Annotated in this window: 15 protein-coding genes; 12 read left to right on the top strand and 3 right to left on the bottom strand. The window is 61.8% G+C overall.

Annotated elements, in window-relative coordinates:
• The first annotated feature begins 17 nt into the window (after positions 1–17).
• The 7 genes from K289_RS47530 (at position 18) to K289_RS0143225 (ending at position 9,231) form a co-directional block, all read left to right on the top strand.
• Positions 18–563 carry an SCP2 domain-containing protein gene (locus K289_RS47530; RefSeq protein ID WP_027556981.1) on the top strand — a complete coding sequence of 182 codons (546 nt, stop codon included), beginning with the start codon at positions 18–20 and terminating at the stop codon, positions 561–563.
• The gene (locus tag K289_RS0143250) at positions 563–1,540 is read left to right on the top strand and encodes a peptidase U32 family protein (protein WP_027556980.1); all 978 of its coding nucleotides are present in this window, start codon (positions 563–565) and stop codon (positions 1,538–1,540) included. The genes K289_RS47530 and K289_RS0143250 overlap by 1 nt, the downstream gene beginning before the upstream one ends.
• A gap of 25 nt (positions 1,541–1,565) precedes the next feature.
• A complete protein-coding gene (locus K289_RS0143245; protein WP_027556979.1) occupies positions 1,566–2,504 on the top strand; it encodes a U32 family peptidase in 939 nt (312 codons plus the stop codon).
• 512 nt (positions 2,505–3,016) lie between these two features.
• Positions 3,017–5,371 carry a TonB-dependent siderophore receptor gene (locus K289_RS0143240; RefSeq protein WP_027556978.1) on the top strand — a complete coding sequence of 785 codons (2,355 nt, stop codon included), beginning with the start codon at positions 3,017–3,019 and terminating at the stop codon, positions 5,369–5,371.
• Positions 5,372–5,528: 157 nt separating this feature from the next.
• The gene (locus tag K289_RS0143235) at positions 5,529–7,505 is read left to right on the top strand and encodes a methyl-accepting chemotaxis protein (protein ID WP_027556977.1); all 1,977 of its coding nucleotides are present in this window, start codon (positions 5,529–5,531) and stop codon (positions 7,503–7,505) included.
• Between the two features lie 186 nt (positions 7,506–7,691).
• A complete protein-coding gene (locus tag K289_RS0143230; RefSeq protein ID WP_027556976.1) occupies positions 7,692–8,069 on the top strand; it encodes a helix-turn-helix transcriptional regulator in 378 nt (125 codons plus the stop codon).
• 67 nt (positions 8,070–8,136) lie between these two features.
• A complete protein-coding gene (locus K289_RS0143225; protein WP_027556975.1) occupies positions 8,137–9,231 on the top strand; it encodes a YeeE/YedE family protein in 1,095 nt (364 codons plus the stop codon).
• Positions 9,232–9,237: 6 nt separating this feature from the next.
• On the opposite strand, the gene K289_RS0143220 is transcribed toward K289_RS0143225, so the two are convergent.
• The 3 genes from K289_RS0143220 to soxA all read right to left on the bottom strand — a co-directional run bounded on the left by K289_RS0143220 (position 9,238) and on the right by soxA (position 11,356).
• Complete coding sequence (locus K289_RS0143220; RefSeq protein WP_371260929.1) at positions 9,238–9,672, bottom strand: hypothetical protein; 435 nt, start codon at positions 9,670–9,672, stop codon at positions 9,238–9,240.
• A 218-nt stretch (positions 9,673–9,890) separates the two neighbouring features.
• Entirely contained in the window at positions 9,891–10,520 is a 630-nt protein-coding gene (gene soxX, locus K289_RS0143215) for a sulfur oxidation c-type cytochrome SoxX (protein WP_371260928.1), read from the bottom strand.
• A gap of 11 nt (positions 10,521–10,531) precedes the next feature.
• On the bottom strand, positions 10,532–11,356 hold the full coding sequence (gene soxA / locus K289_RS0143210) for a sulfur oxidation c-type cytochrome SoxA (RefSeq protein ID WP_035688354.1): 825 nt from the start codon (positions 11,354–11,356) through the stop codon (positions 10,532–10,534).
• 194 nt (positions 11,357–11,550) lie between these two features.
• Between soxA and soxY the strand changes: the two genes are divergently transcribed.
• From soxY to K289_RS0143185, 5 genes are all read left to right on the top strand, one after another.
• Entirely contained in the window at positions 11,551–12,015 is a 465-nt protein-coding gene (gene soxY / locus K289_RS0143205) for a thiosulfate oxidation carrier protein SoxY (RefSeq protein ID WP_027556971.1), read from the top strand.
• Between the two features lie 46 nt (positions 12,016–12,061).
• Entirely contained in the window at positions 12,062–12,391 is a 330-nt protein-coding gene (gene soxZ, locus K289_RS0143200) for a thiosulfate oxidation carrier complex protein SoxZ (protein ID WP_027556970.1), read from the top strand.
• A gap of 57 nt (positions 12,392–12,448) precedes the next feature.
• Positions 12,449–14,146 (top strand): thiosulfohydrolase SoxB, encoded by a 1,698-nt coding sequence (soxB, locus tag K289_RS0143195; protein WP_027556969.1) that lies wholly within the window; start codon positions 12,449–12,451, stop codon positions 14,144–14,146.
• Positions 14,147–14,219: 73 nt separating this feature from the next.
• Positions 14,220–15,497 carry a sulfite dehydrogenase gene (gene soxC, locus K289_RS0143190; RefSeq protein ID WP_027556968.1) on the top strand — a complete coding sequence of 426 codons (1,278 nt, stop codon included), beginning with the start codon at positions 14,220–14,222 and terminating at the stop codon, positions 15,495–15,497.
• Entirely contained in the window at positions 15,481–16,185 is a 705-nt protein-coding gene (locus K289_RS0143185; RefSeq protein WP_156918514.1) for a c-type cytochrome, read from the top strand. Before soxC ends, K289_RS0143185 begins: the two co-directional genes overlap by 17 nt.
• Positions 16,186–16,376: the final 191 nt, after the last annotated feature.

Below are 16,376 nucleotides of genomic sequence, written 5' to 3'. Positions count from 1 at the left end.
CGTCCAGATGTGTTCCCATGATTGATCCGTCCGCCGCATCGCCCGGCCCGTTGCCGACGATCCCGCCGCTCGTCGCATTTGCCATGCGTCCCCTGCCTCTGCTGCCGCTGCAGCTCGTTCTCGCCGGTGTCCTGCAGCGCATCCATCGGCGCAACCCTGCAATCTTCGACCGGCTCGGCGATCACGCTCGGGCGCGGTTCGGCATCAAGCCGATCGATCTGCCGTTCGCCTTCGTGGTCGAAGCCATGCCGCCGCGTCTATCCGTCGTGCGCGATTTGCCGCGAGGTGTGGATGCGCGGATCGCGGCTTCGCTCGCCAATCTCCTGGCCCTGCTCGAAGGCAAGGTCGATGGCGATGCCTTGATGTTCTCGCGCGAGCTCGTCGTCGAGGGCGATGTCGAAGCGGTGCTCGCGCTGCGCAATGCGATCGACGACGCCCAGCTCGATCTTGCCGCCGAGCTATCCTCGCTGTTCGGTCCGCTGGCCGGGTCGGCAAGGCGCGCCTTTGAGGCCGCGCGTTACCGCGTGATCGGCTCGTCGCGTCCAGGCGGGGAATTCAGATGATGGAATTGATCTGTCCTGCCGGCACGCCGGCTGCGCTGAAGAGCGCCATCGATGCTGGCGCCGATGCGATCTATTGCGGTTTCAACGATGAAACCAACGCGCGAAATTTTCCAGGGCTGAATTTCAGCCGCGACGAGCTGCGCAAGGGGATTGCGCTAGCGCATAGCCGCGGCGCGAGGATACTGGTGGCGATCAATACGTTTCCGCGCGCCTCGGCCGTCGACATCTGGCAGCGCGCGGTGGACGATGCGGTGAGCGCCGGCGCCGATGCGCTGATCCTCGCCGATGTCGGATTGATGGACTACGCCGCCAGGCGCCATCCGAACCAGCGTTTGCACGTCTCGGTGCAGGCCGCGGCCGCAAATCCGGATGCCATCGCCTTCTACGCCGAGACTTTCGGAGCGCGGCGCGTCGTGCTGCCCCGCGTCTTGAGCGTGCCGGAGATTGTCGAGATCACCAGGGAGTCGGCCTGCGAGACCGAGGTCTTCGTGTTCGGCGGCCTGTGCGTGATGGCCGAAGGGCGCTGCTCGCTGTCGTCCTATGCCACCGGCAAGTCGCCGAACATGCAGGGCGTCTGCTCACCTCCAAGCCATGTGGCTTACGAACAGACCGGGCAGGGGACGAACTCCAGGCTGGGCGGATTCACCATCAACCGATTCGGATCGAGCGAGCCCTCGGGCTATCCGACGCTGTGCAAGGGGCGCTTCTCGACTGCACAGGGCGCCGGCTACATTTTTGAGGATCCCGTTAGCCTGGATGCCACGACCCTTCTCAAGGGCTTGCGCGATGCCGGCGTGACCGCGCTCAAGATCGAGGGCCGCCAGCGCGGCCGCGCCTATGTCGAAAGCGTGGTGCGCCATTTCCGTCATGCGCTCGCCGCGCTCGAGAGCGGGAGTGAGGCGGACATTGCGAGCCTGAAATCGTTCACCGAAGGGCAGGCCTCCACCCTCGGCGCCTATCGCAAGACGTGGCGGTAATCTTTCGAATATTTGAGGTCCATCGATGCAACTCAGCCTCGGTCCAGTTCTGTACAATTGGGCGCCGGAACGATGGCGCGACTTCTATTTCCGTATCGCCGACGAGGCGCCGGTCGATGTCGTGTCCGTCGGTGAGATCGTCTGCTCGAAGCGCTCGCCGTTCCTCGCAGCCCACATGCCGGCTGTGGTCGAACGGCTGCAAAAAGCAGGCAAGCAGGTCCTGCTGGGGTCGCTGATCCTGGTCTCGTTGCGGCGCGAGCGCCGTCAGACGGAAGAGCTTGCCGCGGCCGAGGACGTGTCGATCGAGGTGAACGACCTGACCTGTCTCAGAACGCTCGCCGGCCGGCCGCACGCCATCGGGCCATTCGTCAACATCTACAACGAGGCAAGCGCGGCTTTTCACGCCGCGCGCGGGGCGAGGCGCATCTGCCTGCCGCCAGAGTTGCCGCTGTCCTCGGTGGCGACGATCGCGAGGGCGATTCCCGATGTCACGATCGAGGTGTTTGCGTTCGGCAGGGTGCCGCTGGCGATCTCCGCCCGTTGTTATCATGCGCGCCTTCACAAGCTCACCAAGGATAATTGCCGCTTCGTCTGCGAGAAGGACCCGGATGGTCTCCTCCTGAACACGCTGGAGCAGCAGGACTTCCTGACCATCAACGGCGTGCAAACCCTGTCTCACACCTGCGCCAATTTGCTGGGCGACGCTGGTTCATTGCGCGAGAGCCACGTTGGCTCGCTGCGCCTGTCGCCGCAGGATTGCGACATGGTCGTCGTCGCCAAGACCTTTCGCGACGTGTTGGACGGTCGTGACGACATCCACGGCGGCAACCGCCGCCTTGCCGCAGTCTATCCCGGTGTACCCTTTTCGAATGGGTTCTTGTGGGCAGAGCCAGGTCACGTCTATCGTCGTACCCGGTCAGGAGATGAGCAACGGCTCAGCGCCGCAAATCGAGACTCTCAGTGAAGCACCATCAAGAGCGAGCCCTTGGGCAGATGTTGGCTAGTTTCCCCTGGTGCGGTCGCTCAACGTCGGCCCATTGAACCACCGCGAGAGCTCATCACGAGCCCTTTCATCTGCACATCTTGTACCGCGGCATGTCGTCGCGATGAGAGCGATGGCAACGAGATAGTGACCAGCAACAGCCGGTCCATGACGAGGTCGAGAGCGTTGCCGCGTCCAGGAAAAGCATGGCCTTTCCCTCAACAGCAATGATTTGGAATCTTCCAGGCATCTTTGGAGTGTTTCCAAACGCGATGTCGACCGACACGAGTCGTCGATGATCGAGACATTCTAATTCGCAGCGCGCGCATTTGCGTTGCGGCCACGATGGCGTCTCTCTAAAGAAGCGGTGCGGATCGCGAGCAATCGGACGTTGCCGACAATAACGTAGGCAACCAAGCCTGAGTGCGAGTCTGCGAAGCAACTGATTCACGAGCGATAAGCCGAACTCTGACGTGAGAGCGGATCTTCGATTCATGGTCGTTGCAGGCCGAGCGTGGTGCCATTTCACGTTGGGCGACGTGCTGTTGACGAGGGACTTTCTGGGAATGCGACGTGCAGGTGAGGTTGGGACGGTAGCTCGCTTTGGTGCGAAGCTGCTGGGTGGAGTAGCGTTGCTGGCGTGGTTCGAGTTGCCCGCTCAATCCCAAACACCGCAAGGCGTGAACTCGCTTCCACCCGTTACCGTCGATGCTCCAACGCAACGGTCGCTTCGCCGTGCACCGACCAGCCGAAATGCTGTCCCGGTCCGATCAACTTCTCGGCGCCCCACGGCGCCTGGTGCTCCGCAAGCCGAAACGGTCGCGGTGCAATCGAAGCCATCGCAGTCGGGCATCGTGCCTGCCTTTGCAGGCGGTCAGGTCGCTCAAGGCGCGCGGCTGGGACTGCTCGGAAATACGGACACAATGAAGTCACCGTTCAACGTGACGAGTTACACGGACAAGTTCATCCGGGATCAGCAGGCGGCGACGGCCGCGGATGCCTTGATCCTGGATCCTTCCGTGCGCAGTTCCCACCCAACGGGCGGTGTGCTCGATTCCTTCAACATTCGCGGCTTCCCGATCAACGAAGGCAACAACGGTGAGTTTGCCTTCGAGGGCCTTTACGGGATCGCGCCGACATACCGCATCTTCACGGATTACGTCGAGCGCATCGAAGTCCTCAAGGGCCCCTCGGCCGCGCTCTCGGGCATCGCACCCAATGGCGGCGTCGGCGGCGTCATCAATGTCGTGCCTAAGCGCGCGGGAGATGATTTGACCCGCTTCACGGTGGATTACGGCTCGGCCGCACGGTTCGGCGGTCACTGGGATGTCGCGAGGCGTTACGGCGACAGCAAGGAATGGGGCGTGCGAGCCAGCGGCAGTGTGCGCGACGGCGATACGCCCATTGACCGCCAGTCCGAAGCGACGGGTGTCGGATCGCTCGCCCTCGACTATCAGGGCGAACGGTTCAGGTCGTGGCTCTACCTCATCGCCCAGACCGATCGGTTCGACGCTCCGTCACGTCCCTTCCTCATGGCTCCGGGCCTACAAGTGCCAAAGGCGCCGGACGGTCGGTTGAACGTGACCCAGCCCTGGGAATGGTCGCACATCAACGATCAATCTGCCTTGCTGCGCACCGAATACGATCTAAGCGATCAGGTTACGCTGTTCGCCGACGTCGGCGGCTCTCGGACCAATGTCGAGAGATTCTTCGGTCTTCCGACGATCATCAACACGAGCGGCGACACGACCTCGACGCCCCAATTCTTCGGGCTTAGCGTCGATCGAACCACATATGATGGCGGCGTCCGCGGCCGGTTCGACACTGGCTTCGTCCATCATGCCGTCGCCTTCCAGGCCTCGTTTTATCAAGATGCGCTGTACCGGCGGCTCACCAATGGCAGTCTGGTCACGTCGAACATCTATAATCCGATAGTGGCGCCAACTCAGTTTGCGAACGAGATCAGCGGGCGCCCTCGGCTCTCGGACAGTGAACTCACGGGGCTCTCGATTGCTGACACCTTGTCCGTGCTCGATGAGCGGGTCCTGTTGACTTTGGGTGTCCGGCGCCAGGGCATCGAGGCGAACAACTATCTCTCCAATGTCGGAACGCTGACGTCGTCCTACGACAAGAGCGCGACCACTCCCGTGGTCGGCCTTGTCATCCGGCCCCGGGACAACGTCTCTCTGTATGCGAACTACATCGAAGGTCTAAGCCGGGGCGACGTCGCGCCGCAGGCCGCTTCCAATTTCGGCGAAGTGCTTCCGCCCTACATTGCCAAGCAGTACGAGGCCGGCATCAAGGTGGACTTCGGTCGGTTCGCAACCACCGTCAGCGCCTTCCAGATATCGAAGGCAAGCGGCGAGCTATCCGCCGGGCGCTTCGCCGCGACCGCCGAACAGCAAGTCCGTGGGCTCGAGTTCAACGTGTACGGCGAACTCATGCCCGATGTTCGTGTCCTCGGAGGCTTTTCGCTGCTGGATGGCACCCTGACGAAGACTGCCGTCGCGGCGAATTTGGGCAACACGCCAATCGGCGTTCCGAACATCCAGGCCAATATTGGAGCTGAGTGGGATCTCCCGTGGATGAGAGGGCTCACTTTGAATGGGGCCGTCATCTACACGGGTAAGCAGTTCGTCGATACCGCGAACAAGCAGCCGATCCCGGATTGGACGCGACTTGATCTCGGCGCCCGCTACACGACGGCGATCAACGGCAGGAAGACGACGTTCCGCGCGAACGTTCAGAACGTGACCGGTACGACTTACTGGTCCAGCGTGGCTTCATTCGGAACGTTCTTCCTGGGAGCACCGCGCACGTATCTCCTGTCGATGACCGTGGACATGTAATCGCTGCTCTTACTCTGGTCATCGCTTGGGTGTTCGACCGATTGATTCAAGCGTCCCGCAACAAATTCACAAACATGAATGATTAACGCAAATTTAATTTCGTCCTGAGAGATTTCATCGTCGGAGAGGTGTGCAGCGCCTTTTGGCTGGGGGGCCGATGAAATCGCCGTTTCGCAATGTTGGTCTGAGGATGCAGATCACGCTGGCGCTTGCCACGGCATCTGCCGGGACGGCGGTCGTTGTGCTGATGGGGGTGCTTTGGATCATCCACGGCATCGTCAACCGTGCCGACGAGCGCGAATTGCGCAGCCACTACGATGCTCTGCAGTCCCGCCTGACGCAGGAATCGCGTCGCGCCGCCGCGATGAGTGCGGTGGTGGCTTCGATACCGCAGATCCAGGAGGCGATGTCCCGTGACGATCGCACGACCTTGCTCGGATACTTTGGAGCCGGCTTCGATGACCTCAAGAAGGTCTACGAGGTCGAGCAATTCCAGTTCCACAAGGCGCCGGCGACGTCCTTCCTGCGCGTGCACCAACCGCAGAAGTTCGGCGATGATCTCTCGTCATTCCGCAAGACGGTGGTCGAGACCAATACTCAGGGCAAGACCGTGCTTGGCCTCGAGGGCGGCGTAGCCGGGCTTGGGATTCGCGGGGTAGTGCCCGTGCTGCACGCGGAAAAGCAGGTCGGATCGGTCGAGTTTGGTCTATCGTTCGGGCAGCAGTTCTTTGAGAACTTCAAGAAAAGCCGCGGTGTCGACAGCGTGTTTCACCTGGCCGACAAGGATAGCTTTGCGACCTTCGGCGGTACACTCGGACATAAGACCTTCTACTCGCAAGGCGAATATCGAGACGCAGCGAAAGGCCAGTTCCTGCTTCGCAAGGGCGAGCTTGGCGCCACGCCGGTGGCCGCGCTGCTCGGTCCGATCGTTGATTTCTCCGGAAAGCCGATCGGTGCTGTCGAGATCGTCATGGACAACAGCAGCTACGTTTCCGCCATCACCGATGCGCAGCTCATGGCCACGGCCGCCGCAACGGTCGCGATCTTGATCGCTTGCATCGCTGGCCTCGTGATCTCGGGCAGCATCTCTCGTCCGATTCTGACCCTCACAGAGGCGATGCGGAAGCTCGCGGCCGGTACGCACGACATCGAACTCCCCGATTGTGAGGGCCGAAACGAAGTCGGTCGCATGGCGCAGGCCGTGAACGTCTTCAAGGAGAATGCGATCAAGGTTGCCGGAATCCGCAGCGAGCAGGAGCGGATGAAGCGCGAAGCGGAGACCGAGAAGCGAGCCGCCATGGCTAGCCTCGCCGATCGCTTCGAGGCGAGTGTCCAGGGCGTAGCCGAGACAGTCTCGAACTCGGCGGGTTCGATGAAATCGACTGCGCAATCGATGTCGGGCACCGCGACCAGCGCGAAGCAGCAATCTCTTGCAGTCACGCACGCATCGCAGGAAACATCCGCGAGCGTGCAGACGGTCGCGGCCGCAGCCGAGGAACTCTCCTCGTCGATCACTGAAATCACGCGTCAGGTCGCCCAAGCCTCGCAGATCGTCGGCAGGGCCTCGCAGGAGCGGGAGCGCACCAATACGCGCGTGCAGGGGCTAGCCTCCGCCGCCCAGAAGATCGGCGAGATCGTCGAACTCATCAACAACATCGCGAGCCAGACCAACCTCCTGGCGCTGAACGCAACCATTGAGGCGGCGAGAGCAGGCGAATCCGGGAGAGGCTTTGCCGTGGTGGCAAGCGAGGTGAAGGCGCTGGCGACGCAAACGGCAAAGGCGACCGACGAGATCGGCCAGCAGGTTTCCGTCATCCAGCAGGAGACGAAGCAGGCCGTCGAGGCCATCCAGGTGATTTGCGCGACAATCTCGGAGGTCAGCGAGATCTCCGCCTCGATCGCCAACGCGGTTTCCGAGCAGGGCGCCGCAACGCAGGAGATCGCGCAAAGCGTGCAGCGCGCCGCCGCAGGAACCGACCAGGTGACCAACGACATCTCTGTCGTCACGGCGGCCGTCTCCGATGCCGGCGCCGCCGCCGAGCAGGTCGTGAGCTCGGCCGATCAGGTTGCGACCCAGGCGGAAGTGCTCCGCCGCGAGGTTCGCCAGTTCCTGGTGTCGATCCGCGCCGCGTGAGACCGGGGCCGGGGACGAAAGTATCGCGCCGCGTGTCCGGAGCGGAGATTGCCTTGCAATCATAGCTCATTGATATATATGCGAATTCATGTATGTATGCGGCGGAGGCGCTGGCGAGTTCCGCATTTGGACGGAAGCCATGGCCTGCCGTAGCTGCCGGTTTTCTCAAACAGGCGACGAGACGCGATGAACTCCATTCTCTCCAACGAAATCGAGACGGAACTCCGGGACGGAGCAGAATATTCGCCGGAGCTCGATCTGTTGATGCGGAAGGCGCGGAAGGCGAGCAACTTCCTCAAGGCGCTGTCGCATGAAAGCCGATTGCTGCTGCTGTGTCTGCTCGCCGAGCGGGAACGATCGGTGACCGAACTCGAGAACATCTTGTCGCTCAGGCAGTCGGCCGTGTCGCAGCAGCTTGCCCGTCTTCGCTACGACGGTATGGTCGATACCCGTCGCGACGGAAAGACAATCTATTACAGTCTCGCCAATGATGACGTGCGTCGAGTGATTTCAGTCATCTACGATATCTTCTGCGCGACCGGTCCTGATCCGCAGAACAAGTAAGCACCGCGGCCATCGTATCCGCGGGAAACCGCTGGCGGCGTAACCGCAGGCGGGATGGGAGGAATCCGTGCAGAATATGTCTGCCTGGATGCAGGCGTTGAGCGGACTTGCAATTGGGGGCGCGCTTGGATTCGCCATCCAGCGTTCGAAATTGTGCACGTTTGGTGCGATCGAGGACTTCCTCATCGGCGGCGACAGCCGCCGCCTTCGGGTGTTCGCACTGGCGCTCGGCATCGCGCTTCTCGGCACACAGGCCCTCGTTCTGGCCGGCATCCTCAATCCTGCCGAAACGTCATATGCGCCCGTGGCCTTTCCCTTGCTGTCCATCGTAATCGGCAGCGTCGCCTTTGGCGTGGGCATGGCCTTGGTCGGGACCTGCGGCATGGGTTCGCTTGTGCGATTGGGGACCGGCGATCTTCGCAGTCTCTTCGTCGTCTTCGTCCTTGGAGCTGCGGCTTACGCCATGCTGCGGGGCATGCTAGCCGACCTTCGGATCGGCTTTCTCGAACGCTTCGCTGTCCCGCTCCCCGAAGGAGGGACCGATATCGCCGCCCTGATCTCGCGTGCGGTCGGCTTTGAGACGAGGCCGTTGATCGCCGCGCTCGCGGGTATCGGACTTTGCGTGCTGGCGTTGCGCGATGTCCGGCTGCGGCGGACGCCCCGGCTTGTCACGGCGGGCATAGCGCTCGGGCTCCTGGTCACGGCGGGTTGGATTCTGACCTCGATCCTCAATGACGATTTCGCAGGTCCGAACCGTCCGCAGAGTCTGAGCTTCGTTTCGACAGTCGGCAAAACGGTCTATGCGGGGCTGATGAACGTGTCGGCCTTCGGTGACTTCGGCGTCGGCAGCGTGATCGGCACCATCCTTGGAGCATACGTTGCTGCCCGTCAGGCAGGTCAGTTCCAATGGGAAGCCTTCGACGACGATCGCGAAATGCGCCGTCACCTTTGCGGCGCTGCCTTGATGGGGGCGGGCGGTATCCTCGCCGGCGGCTGCACCATCGGTCAGGGCATTACGGCTGGGTCGATGCTCGCGCTGTCGTGGCCATTCGCCGTTGCCGGCATGGTCGCGGGTGCACGTCTCGGAATCGCAATCCTGGTGGACGACTCGCCCGGCACGCTGCTTCAGCGCAATTTCAGCCGGCTGTTCGGTCGGAGCTGAAAATCGTCACGGCCTGAGATAGGGCCAGCCCTGCTCCTGCCGTTCGATGAGATGAACGGCACCGGAGGGCACCAGCGTGGCCTCCGGCACCAAGCTGATCGATTTGCCTTCGCGCCGCTCCATTCCCTGCTTGGTGTTGTTGCAGGCCGAATATTGAATGGTCGACGGGAAGGCCGCATCAGTGATCTGCTTGATGCGGTCCTTAACCGGCGATGTATCGGCGCGAAGCATGTGAAGACCGGGGCCGAAGGCGATCACATCCACCTCGACCGGTTCGCCTTTTGCTCTGTAGTGCTCGATGATGTTCGACACGTTGTTCAGCGTCAGATTCATGATTGCGGGATCGTCCTGGTCGACCTGAATGGCGACGCGATGTTCCTTCGGCTCCCCCGCGAAACTTCCAGTGCAGGCGCCGATCAGCAGCGCGAGGCTCGCAACCATTACCGCCAGCATCGCTTTTCGCGTCGATATCATCTTGAGTCTCCCTATGGACGAATGATGGTGTAGCCGCGCGTGGCAAGGGAAAGCAGTTCGGCCACACCGGCCTCGACCTCGACGGCATTCGGATTGACGCGCGGGCGCGAAGATATTCGATCAGCCCGCGTCGATTCATTGTCGTTCCCGACATCACCCGCTGGTCGGCGGGCGAATGTGCTGCCCTATTTGTTGAGAGGCGATTCCGGGTCGAACAGAAAGGCCAGGATGTCCTTGATCTGCGTTTCGGTCAGAACCTTGTTCGCGCCGAACCGCGGCATGATCGAGCAGGCGGCAAAGGCCTGGGAGTCGTAGATCTTGGCGTAAGCGCGCTTGACCTCTTCGGGGTCATATTTCCGGTCCTTGCCATAGTTGGTCAGGCTTGGACCAAGCGTGCCGTAGCTCAGCTCGCTCCGCTCCATCTGGTGACAGGCATAGCAATTGCCGCCGGCGACGAGTCCCGGCGGATCCGAGAATTGGTTTCCTCGCCCGTCATTGGCGACCTTGGCGCCTTCCTTCCAGTTACCCAAGAGCTTGCCGTCGGCCGGATAGACCACGCGCGCCAGTTCGCGCGCCGTGATCTTGTCGGCTTCGGCGGAGGGAACGTCGTTTCGGGACGCGTTGCAGGTCTCGAGCGTCGCGTCGGGCTTGATCCGCGCCTGCCATTCCGGAGCGGCCTTGCCGAAGGTCGACGCGACATACCTGTCGACGACCGTGAGGTCGATGGACTTCGTTGCCGTCTGCGCAGCGGCGGATGCAGCGAATGAGATTGAAAGAGCCGCGCCCACCAGGAGGGTCTTGCCGAACGAGATCATCGTCATGTCTTTCAGCGCTTGATCGAGGGAACGTTGATTTCGCCGCCAGCGGCCTGCTTTTGCAGGAACACGGTCAGCGCGGTGGTGCCGTCGGAGGCGTATTCGGGAGCCGGCCATCGCTGCTGCCGGAAGCAGTCCCACAGACGATGTTGCATCGTCCGCAGCGCGCTTTGCGAAACCCGGTAAGTCGGCCAGCTCGCCATGGTTTCCTGCGCAGTCTGACCGGCCTTGGAGAGGTTGGGCAAGCTCTGGAAGCGAATGCGCTTGCCGTCGTCGGCGTGACAGGTCGCGCAGGAGAAATCGTTGACGCCGCCGCGCCGGTAGAACATTTCTTCGCCGACCGCCGCCGCTTCCTTCTCCTTCGGATGGTTCAATGGAATGTTGATCTTCATCCCGTTGGACTTGTTGGCGATGAATGCGACGAGATCTTCCATGTCGGACGGTTTTCCGGGAGCAGAGAAGCGTCGCGCCACGACGTCCTTGGTGTCGAGCCCTTGCAGATTTTGCATGCACCAGAGCAGGCGCTGCTCGAGATCCATGACGCGGTCCGTATCGGCGAAGTAGCGCGGCAATTGCGCGAACGCGCCTTCGAGCTTGCCCGCGCCCAGTCCGAGATCGCATTGCTCCAGCGACACGCCCTTGGTGCCGCGCTTTTCCTGCCAGAGCGCTTCACCGCGATCGACCGCCAGATAGCCCGGGTTCGACATCGGGTCGGAGATCATGGCGCGGTAGCGCTCGATCTCCTTCTCGGCCGCGTCCTGCGCCCGGCTGGCCTGGGGCAGCCAGACCGAAAGCAGCGCCAGAACGGCTGCAACCCCAAGCTTGGGACGATTCATCGACTTTTTCCTCCTCATTTTGGTCGTCTTGCGCGACTTTTCCGCCAATGCGGCCCCAACAGCCGCTTTACATTCAAAAAAAAGAATATAATGATATGTACAAATAATGATAGAGCGCGGCTGTTGCCGTCAAGCGAAACTATCGTTGGGCGCACGCACCAAGCGCCCGTTGAGGAAATGCAACGGAGTTGGCCATGGACTTCATGTCGATCGAACATTCGCGTCGCGAGACGCTCAGGATTGCGGGGCTCGCGGGCCTGGCGTTGATCGTGACTTCAAACGGTGCGCAGGCCACGCCGGACGAAGTGTCCGCGGCGATTGCCAAGCTTTACGGGGAGAAGAAGCCCGAGAGCGGCAAGATCAAACTGGATGTCCCCGAAATCGCCGAGAACGGCCTCGTCGTTCCGGTCAATGTCGAGGTTGAGAGCCCGATGACGGACGCCGACTACGTCAAGGCAGTCCACATCTTCGCCGAGGGCAATCCGCTGCCCAACGTCGTCAGCTACAAGTTCACGCCGGCTTGCGGCAAGGCCGCCGCATCGGCGCGCATGCGCCTGGCGCAGACCCAGAACATCATCTGTCTCGCCGAGATGTCGAACGGCAGCCTCTACAAGGCATCTGCGTCCGTCAAGGTTACGATTGGCGGCTGCGGCGGCTGAGCGGTCGCGCGCTTTTCCGCATTACATCACACGGGGAGTTTTTCAGATGACCGCGAAGCCGATACCGAAAGTCCGTCTGCAAGCCCAGGCCAAAGCCGGGGAAATCATCGAGATCAAGACGCTGATCGCCCACGAGATGGAATCGGGCCAACGCAAGGATGTCTCAGGCCAGATCATTCCGCGCAAGATCATCAATCGATTCATTGCCGCCTTCAACGGCAAGCCGGTGTTCGAAGCCGAATGGCATCCGGCGATCTCGGCCAATCCGTACCAGTCGTTTTTCTTCAAGGCGGTCGAGAGCGGCGAATTCACCTTCACCTGGAAGGACGATGACGGCTCCGAACATGTCACCGTGAACAAGCTGACCGTAGCCTGACGGCCCGGGTGCCTGCCCGAGAAACGGATCATCCTACCAGATGGGTGCGACGCGACCATGATATCGAAGCGCGAATTTCTCCAGGCGACCGCTGCAACGGCTGCGCTGCTCGCGGGCAGCGGCCTCGGTCCTCTCGGCCGGGTCGCAGCCCAGCAACGTCTGACACAATCCGACATCCTGCGCTTCGATCCGCTCGGGCGGCTGACGATCCTCTATGTGGCCGATACCCACGCGCAACTGGTGCCGCTGCAATTCCGTGAACCCGCCGTCAATCTCGGGGTCGGCGAGGCGAGGGGGCTGCCGCCGCACATCACCGACGCGGAGTTCCGGAAGTACTTCAAGATCGCCGCGGGCTCGGCGGATGCATTTGCGCTGACATCAGATGATTTCATCTCGCTCGCGCGCAATTACGGGCGCATGGGCGGCATGGACCGCGTTGCCGCCTTGATCGCGGCGGTACGGGCCGAGCGCGGTGAGAGCAACGTGCTGCTGCTCGACGGCGGCGATAGCTGGCAGGGAAGCTGGACCTCGCTCAAGACGCGAGCGCAGGACATGGTTGACGTGCTTTCGCTGCTCAAGGTCGACGCGATGGTTGGGCACTGGGAGTTCACCTACGGTGCCGAACGCGTGAAAGAACTCACCGACAAGGCGCCTTTCGCATTCCTCGCACAGAACGTCCGCGACAATGAATGGCAGGAGCCGGTCTTCGAGCCGCGTAAAATATACGAACGCGGCGGCGCCAAGGTCGCAGTGATCGGACAGGCGCTGCCGCGCACGGCGATAGCAAATCCGCGCTGGATGTTTCCGAAATGGGAGTTCGGTATCCGCGAGGAAGACCTGCAGAAGCAGGTCGACGAGGCGCGCGCGGACGGCGCCTCCGTCGTGGTTCTGCTGTCTCACAACGGCTTCGACGTCGATCGCAAACTCGCCGGACGCGTGAAGGGATTGGACGTCATCCTCACTGCCCATACCCATGACGCGATGCCGGGCCTCGTCCGCGTTGGCGACACCGTGCTGATCGCGGCCGGCTCGCATGGCAAGTTCGTGTCGCGGCTCGATATCGACGTGCGTGATAGCAAAGTTGCTGGAGTTCGATTCAAGCTGATGCCGGTGTTCGCCGACGCGATTCCGCCCGATCCCGCCATGGCCTCGCTCGTCGAGAAGATCCGCGCGCCCTTCGCAACCGAGCTCGCAAAGCCACTCGGCAAGACCGACTCGCTGCTCTATCGTCGCGGCAACTTCAACGGCACCTTCGACGATCTGATCTGCGACGCCATGCTCTCCGAACGTGACGTGGAAATTGCGCTGTCTCCGGGCTTCCGTTGGGGCGGTACGCTCCTTCCGGGCGAGACGATCACCTGGGAGCACGTCACCAATGCCACCGCGATCACGTACCCCAACTGCTATCGGGCGCAGATGACCGGACTTCAGTTGAAGGAAACGCTCGAAGATATCGCAGACAACATCTTCCATCCCGACCCGTACTACCAGGGTGGCGGTGACATGGTTCGCATCGGGGGAATGGGCTACGCGATCGACGTATCCAGGCCAATGGGCTCTCGGATATCGCAGATGACACATCTGAAGTCAGGACAACCGATCGATCCAGCCAGGACCTATACGGTGGCAGGCTGGGCAAGCATCAACGAGAATACGCAAGGTCCGCCAATCTGGGATGTCGTTGCTTCGCACATCTCGAAGACCGGCGCCGTCACCATCTCTCCCAATTCCGCTGTGCGCGTCACCGGCGCCTGAACGAAGGACATGCGCGCAATGCTGTGTGTCCAACACATTCATATATCTTGATGCATGAAGAGAGGTAAGCTCCATGCGGGACAAGTCGCGAGCTGATCTTGTCAACCGACGACGCTTTCTGTCGGCCGCGAGCCTTGCGGGCGCCGGCCTGGCGATGACGCGCGGTGCTTCGGCCACGGATACGACCAAGCCGGACCCGCTCATCACCGAGGTGCAGGACTGGCAACGCTATCTCGGTGACGGCGTCGACAAGCGGCCCTACGGATCGCCGTCGAAGTTCGAAAAGAACGTCATCAGGCGCGATGTGTCCTGGTTGACGGCGTCTGCCGAGTCGTCGGTGAACTTCACACCGCTGCACGAGCTCGACGGAATCATCACCCCGTCGGGGCTTTGCTTCGAGCGTCATCACGGCGGCGTCGCCGAGATCGATCCGGCCAAGCACCGTCTGATGATCAACGGCCTCGTCGAAAAGCCGCTGGTGTTCACCATGGATGACATCAAGCGGATGCCGCGCACCAACCGCATCTACTTCCTCGAATGCGCCGCCAACTCAGGCATGGAATGGCGCGGCGCGCAGTTGAACGGTTGCCAGTTCACGCATGGCATGGTGCACAACGTGATGTACACCGGCGTTCCGTTGAAGGTAGTGCTCGACGAGGCCGGCCTGCGTCCGAACGCCAAATGGCTGATGCTCGAGGGGGGCGATGCCTCGGGCATGAACCGCTCACTTCCGATCGAGAAAGGCTTGAGCGATGTGCTGCTCGCCTTTGCGATGAACGGGGAGGCGCTTCGCCCCGAGCAGGGCTATCCGTTGCGTGCCGTGATCCCCGGCTGGGAAGGCAATCTCTGGGTCAAATGGCTGCGCCGCATCGAAGTCGGCGACCAGCCGTGGCAGACCCGCGAGGAGACCTCCAAGTACACCGACCTCCTGGCCGATGGTCGCTCGCGCAAGCATACCTTCATCATGGATGCGAAATCGGTGGTGACGAGCCCGTCGCCGCAGGCACCGCTGAAATACAAGGGCCGCAACGTATTGAGCGGCCTCGCCTGGTCGGGGCGCGGCACGATCCAGCGCGTGGACGTGTCCCTCGACGGCGGACGAAACTGGCAGACGGCGCGGATTGACGGTCCCGTGCTGGATAAGTCGCTGACGCGGTTCTACGTCGACTTCGACTGGAACGGCGAAGAGCTGATGGTTCAGTCGCGCGCGATCGACTCCACCGGCTATGTGCAGCCGACCAAGGACGAGTTGAGAAAGGTTCGCGGCGTCAACTCGATCTATCACAACAATGGCATCCAGACCTGGCTGGTGCATCGCAACGGAGACTCTGAGAATGTCGAGCTGGGCTAGACTGCTCGCGGCCGGCATTGCCGTCGGCCTCATGACTGGCCTCTCCGGTGCGTGGTCGGCGGAGCGCCCGCGGGTTGGCGCGGCGCCTGCCAAGCCGGCCGCCAAGATGGGGCTTGGTCGGGAAGCCCTTCCGGAAGAAATCGCGGCCTGGGACACCGACGTGCGTCCCGACGGCCGCGGCTTGCCGGTTGGTCGAGGCACTGTGAAGCAAGGTGATGAGCTCTTTCAGGAGCGTTGCGCGTCATGCCACGGCGAGTTCGGGCAGGGCGCCGGCCGCTGGCCCGTGCTCGCGGGCGGGCAGGGCACCTTGAGGGCGGACAGGCCTGACAAGACCATTGGCTCCTTCTGGCCGGATCTGTCGACGGTCTACGACTACATCAGGCGCGCAATGCCCTACGGCAATGCGCGTTCGCTGACGGATGACGAAGCCTACGCACTCGTGGCGTTCCTGCTCAATCTCAACGACATCGTCAAGGACGAGAACTTCGAGCTCAACGACAAGAACTTTGCGTCGATCAAGCTGCCGAACGCCGAAGCGTTTTTCGACGACGATCGCGAAACGTCGGAGAAGAAGTTCTGGAACAAGGATCCCTGCATGAGGAATTGCCGAGAGCTTCCCAAGGTCACCGGCAAGGCGATTTCGGTCGATGTGACGCCGGACGGGAAGAGCGGGCCCAAGGTTGACTGAGATCGGTGTGACAACAGCTGCCGTGAAAGGAGCCGGAGATTAATGATCGGGCGTTTGGTGCGGCGCTCGATGAGCTCTATGGCAGGCGAGAAGCGCTCTTAGGAACGTGCCATAAGATTCTGAAATCCTTGATGGTTATACTACTCCTGCGAAAGCGGTCTAACTTGCCCCTTCAAGTTGGTACTGAGGGG

It is taken from the genome of Bradyrhizobium sp. Cp5.3 (assembly GCF_000426265.1).
Taxonomy (GTDB): Bacteria; Pseudomonadota; Alphaproteobacteria; order Rhizobiales; family Xanthobacteraceae; genus Bradyrhizobium; species Bradyrhizobium neotropicale.
Note: the sequence above shows the minus strand (reverse complement) of the source record. Positions and strands in the feature narration are given on the sequence as shown.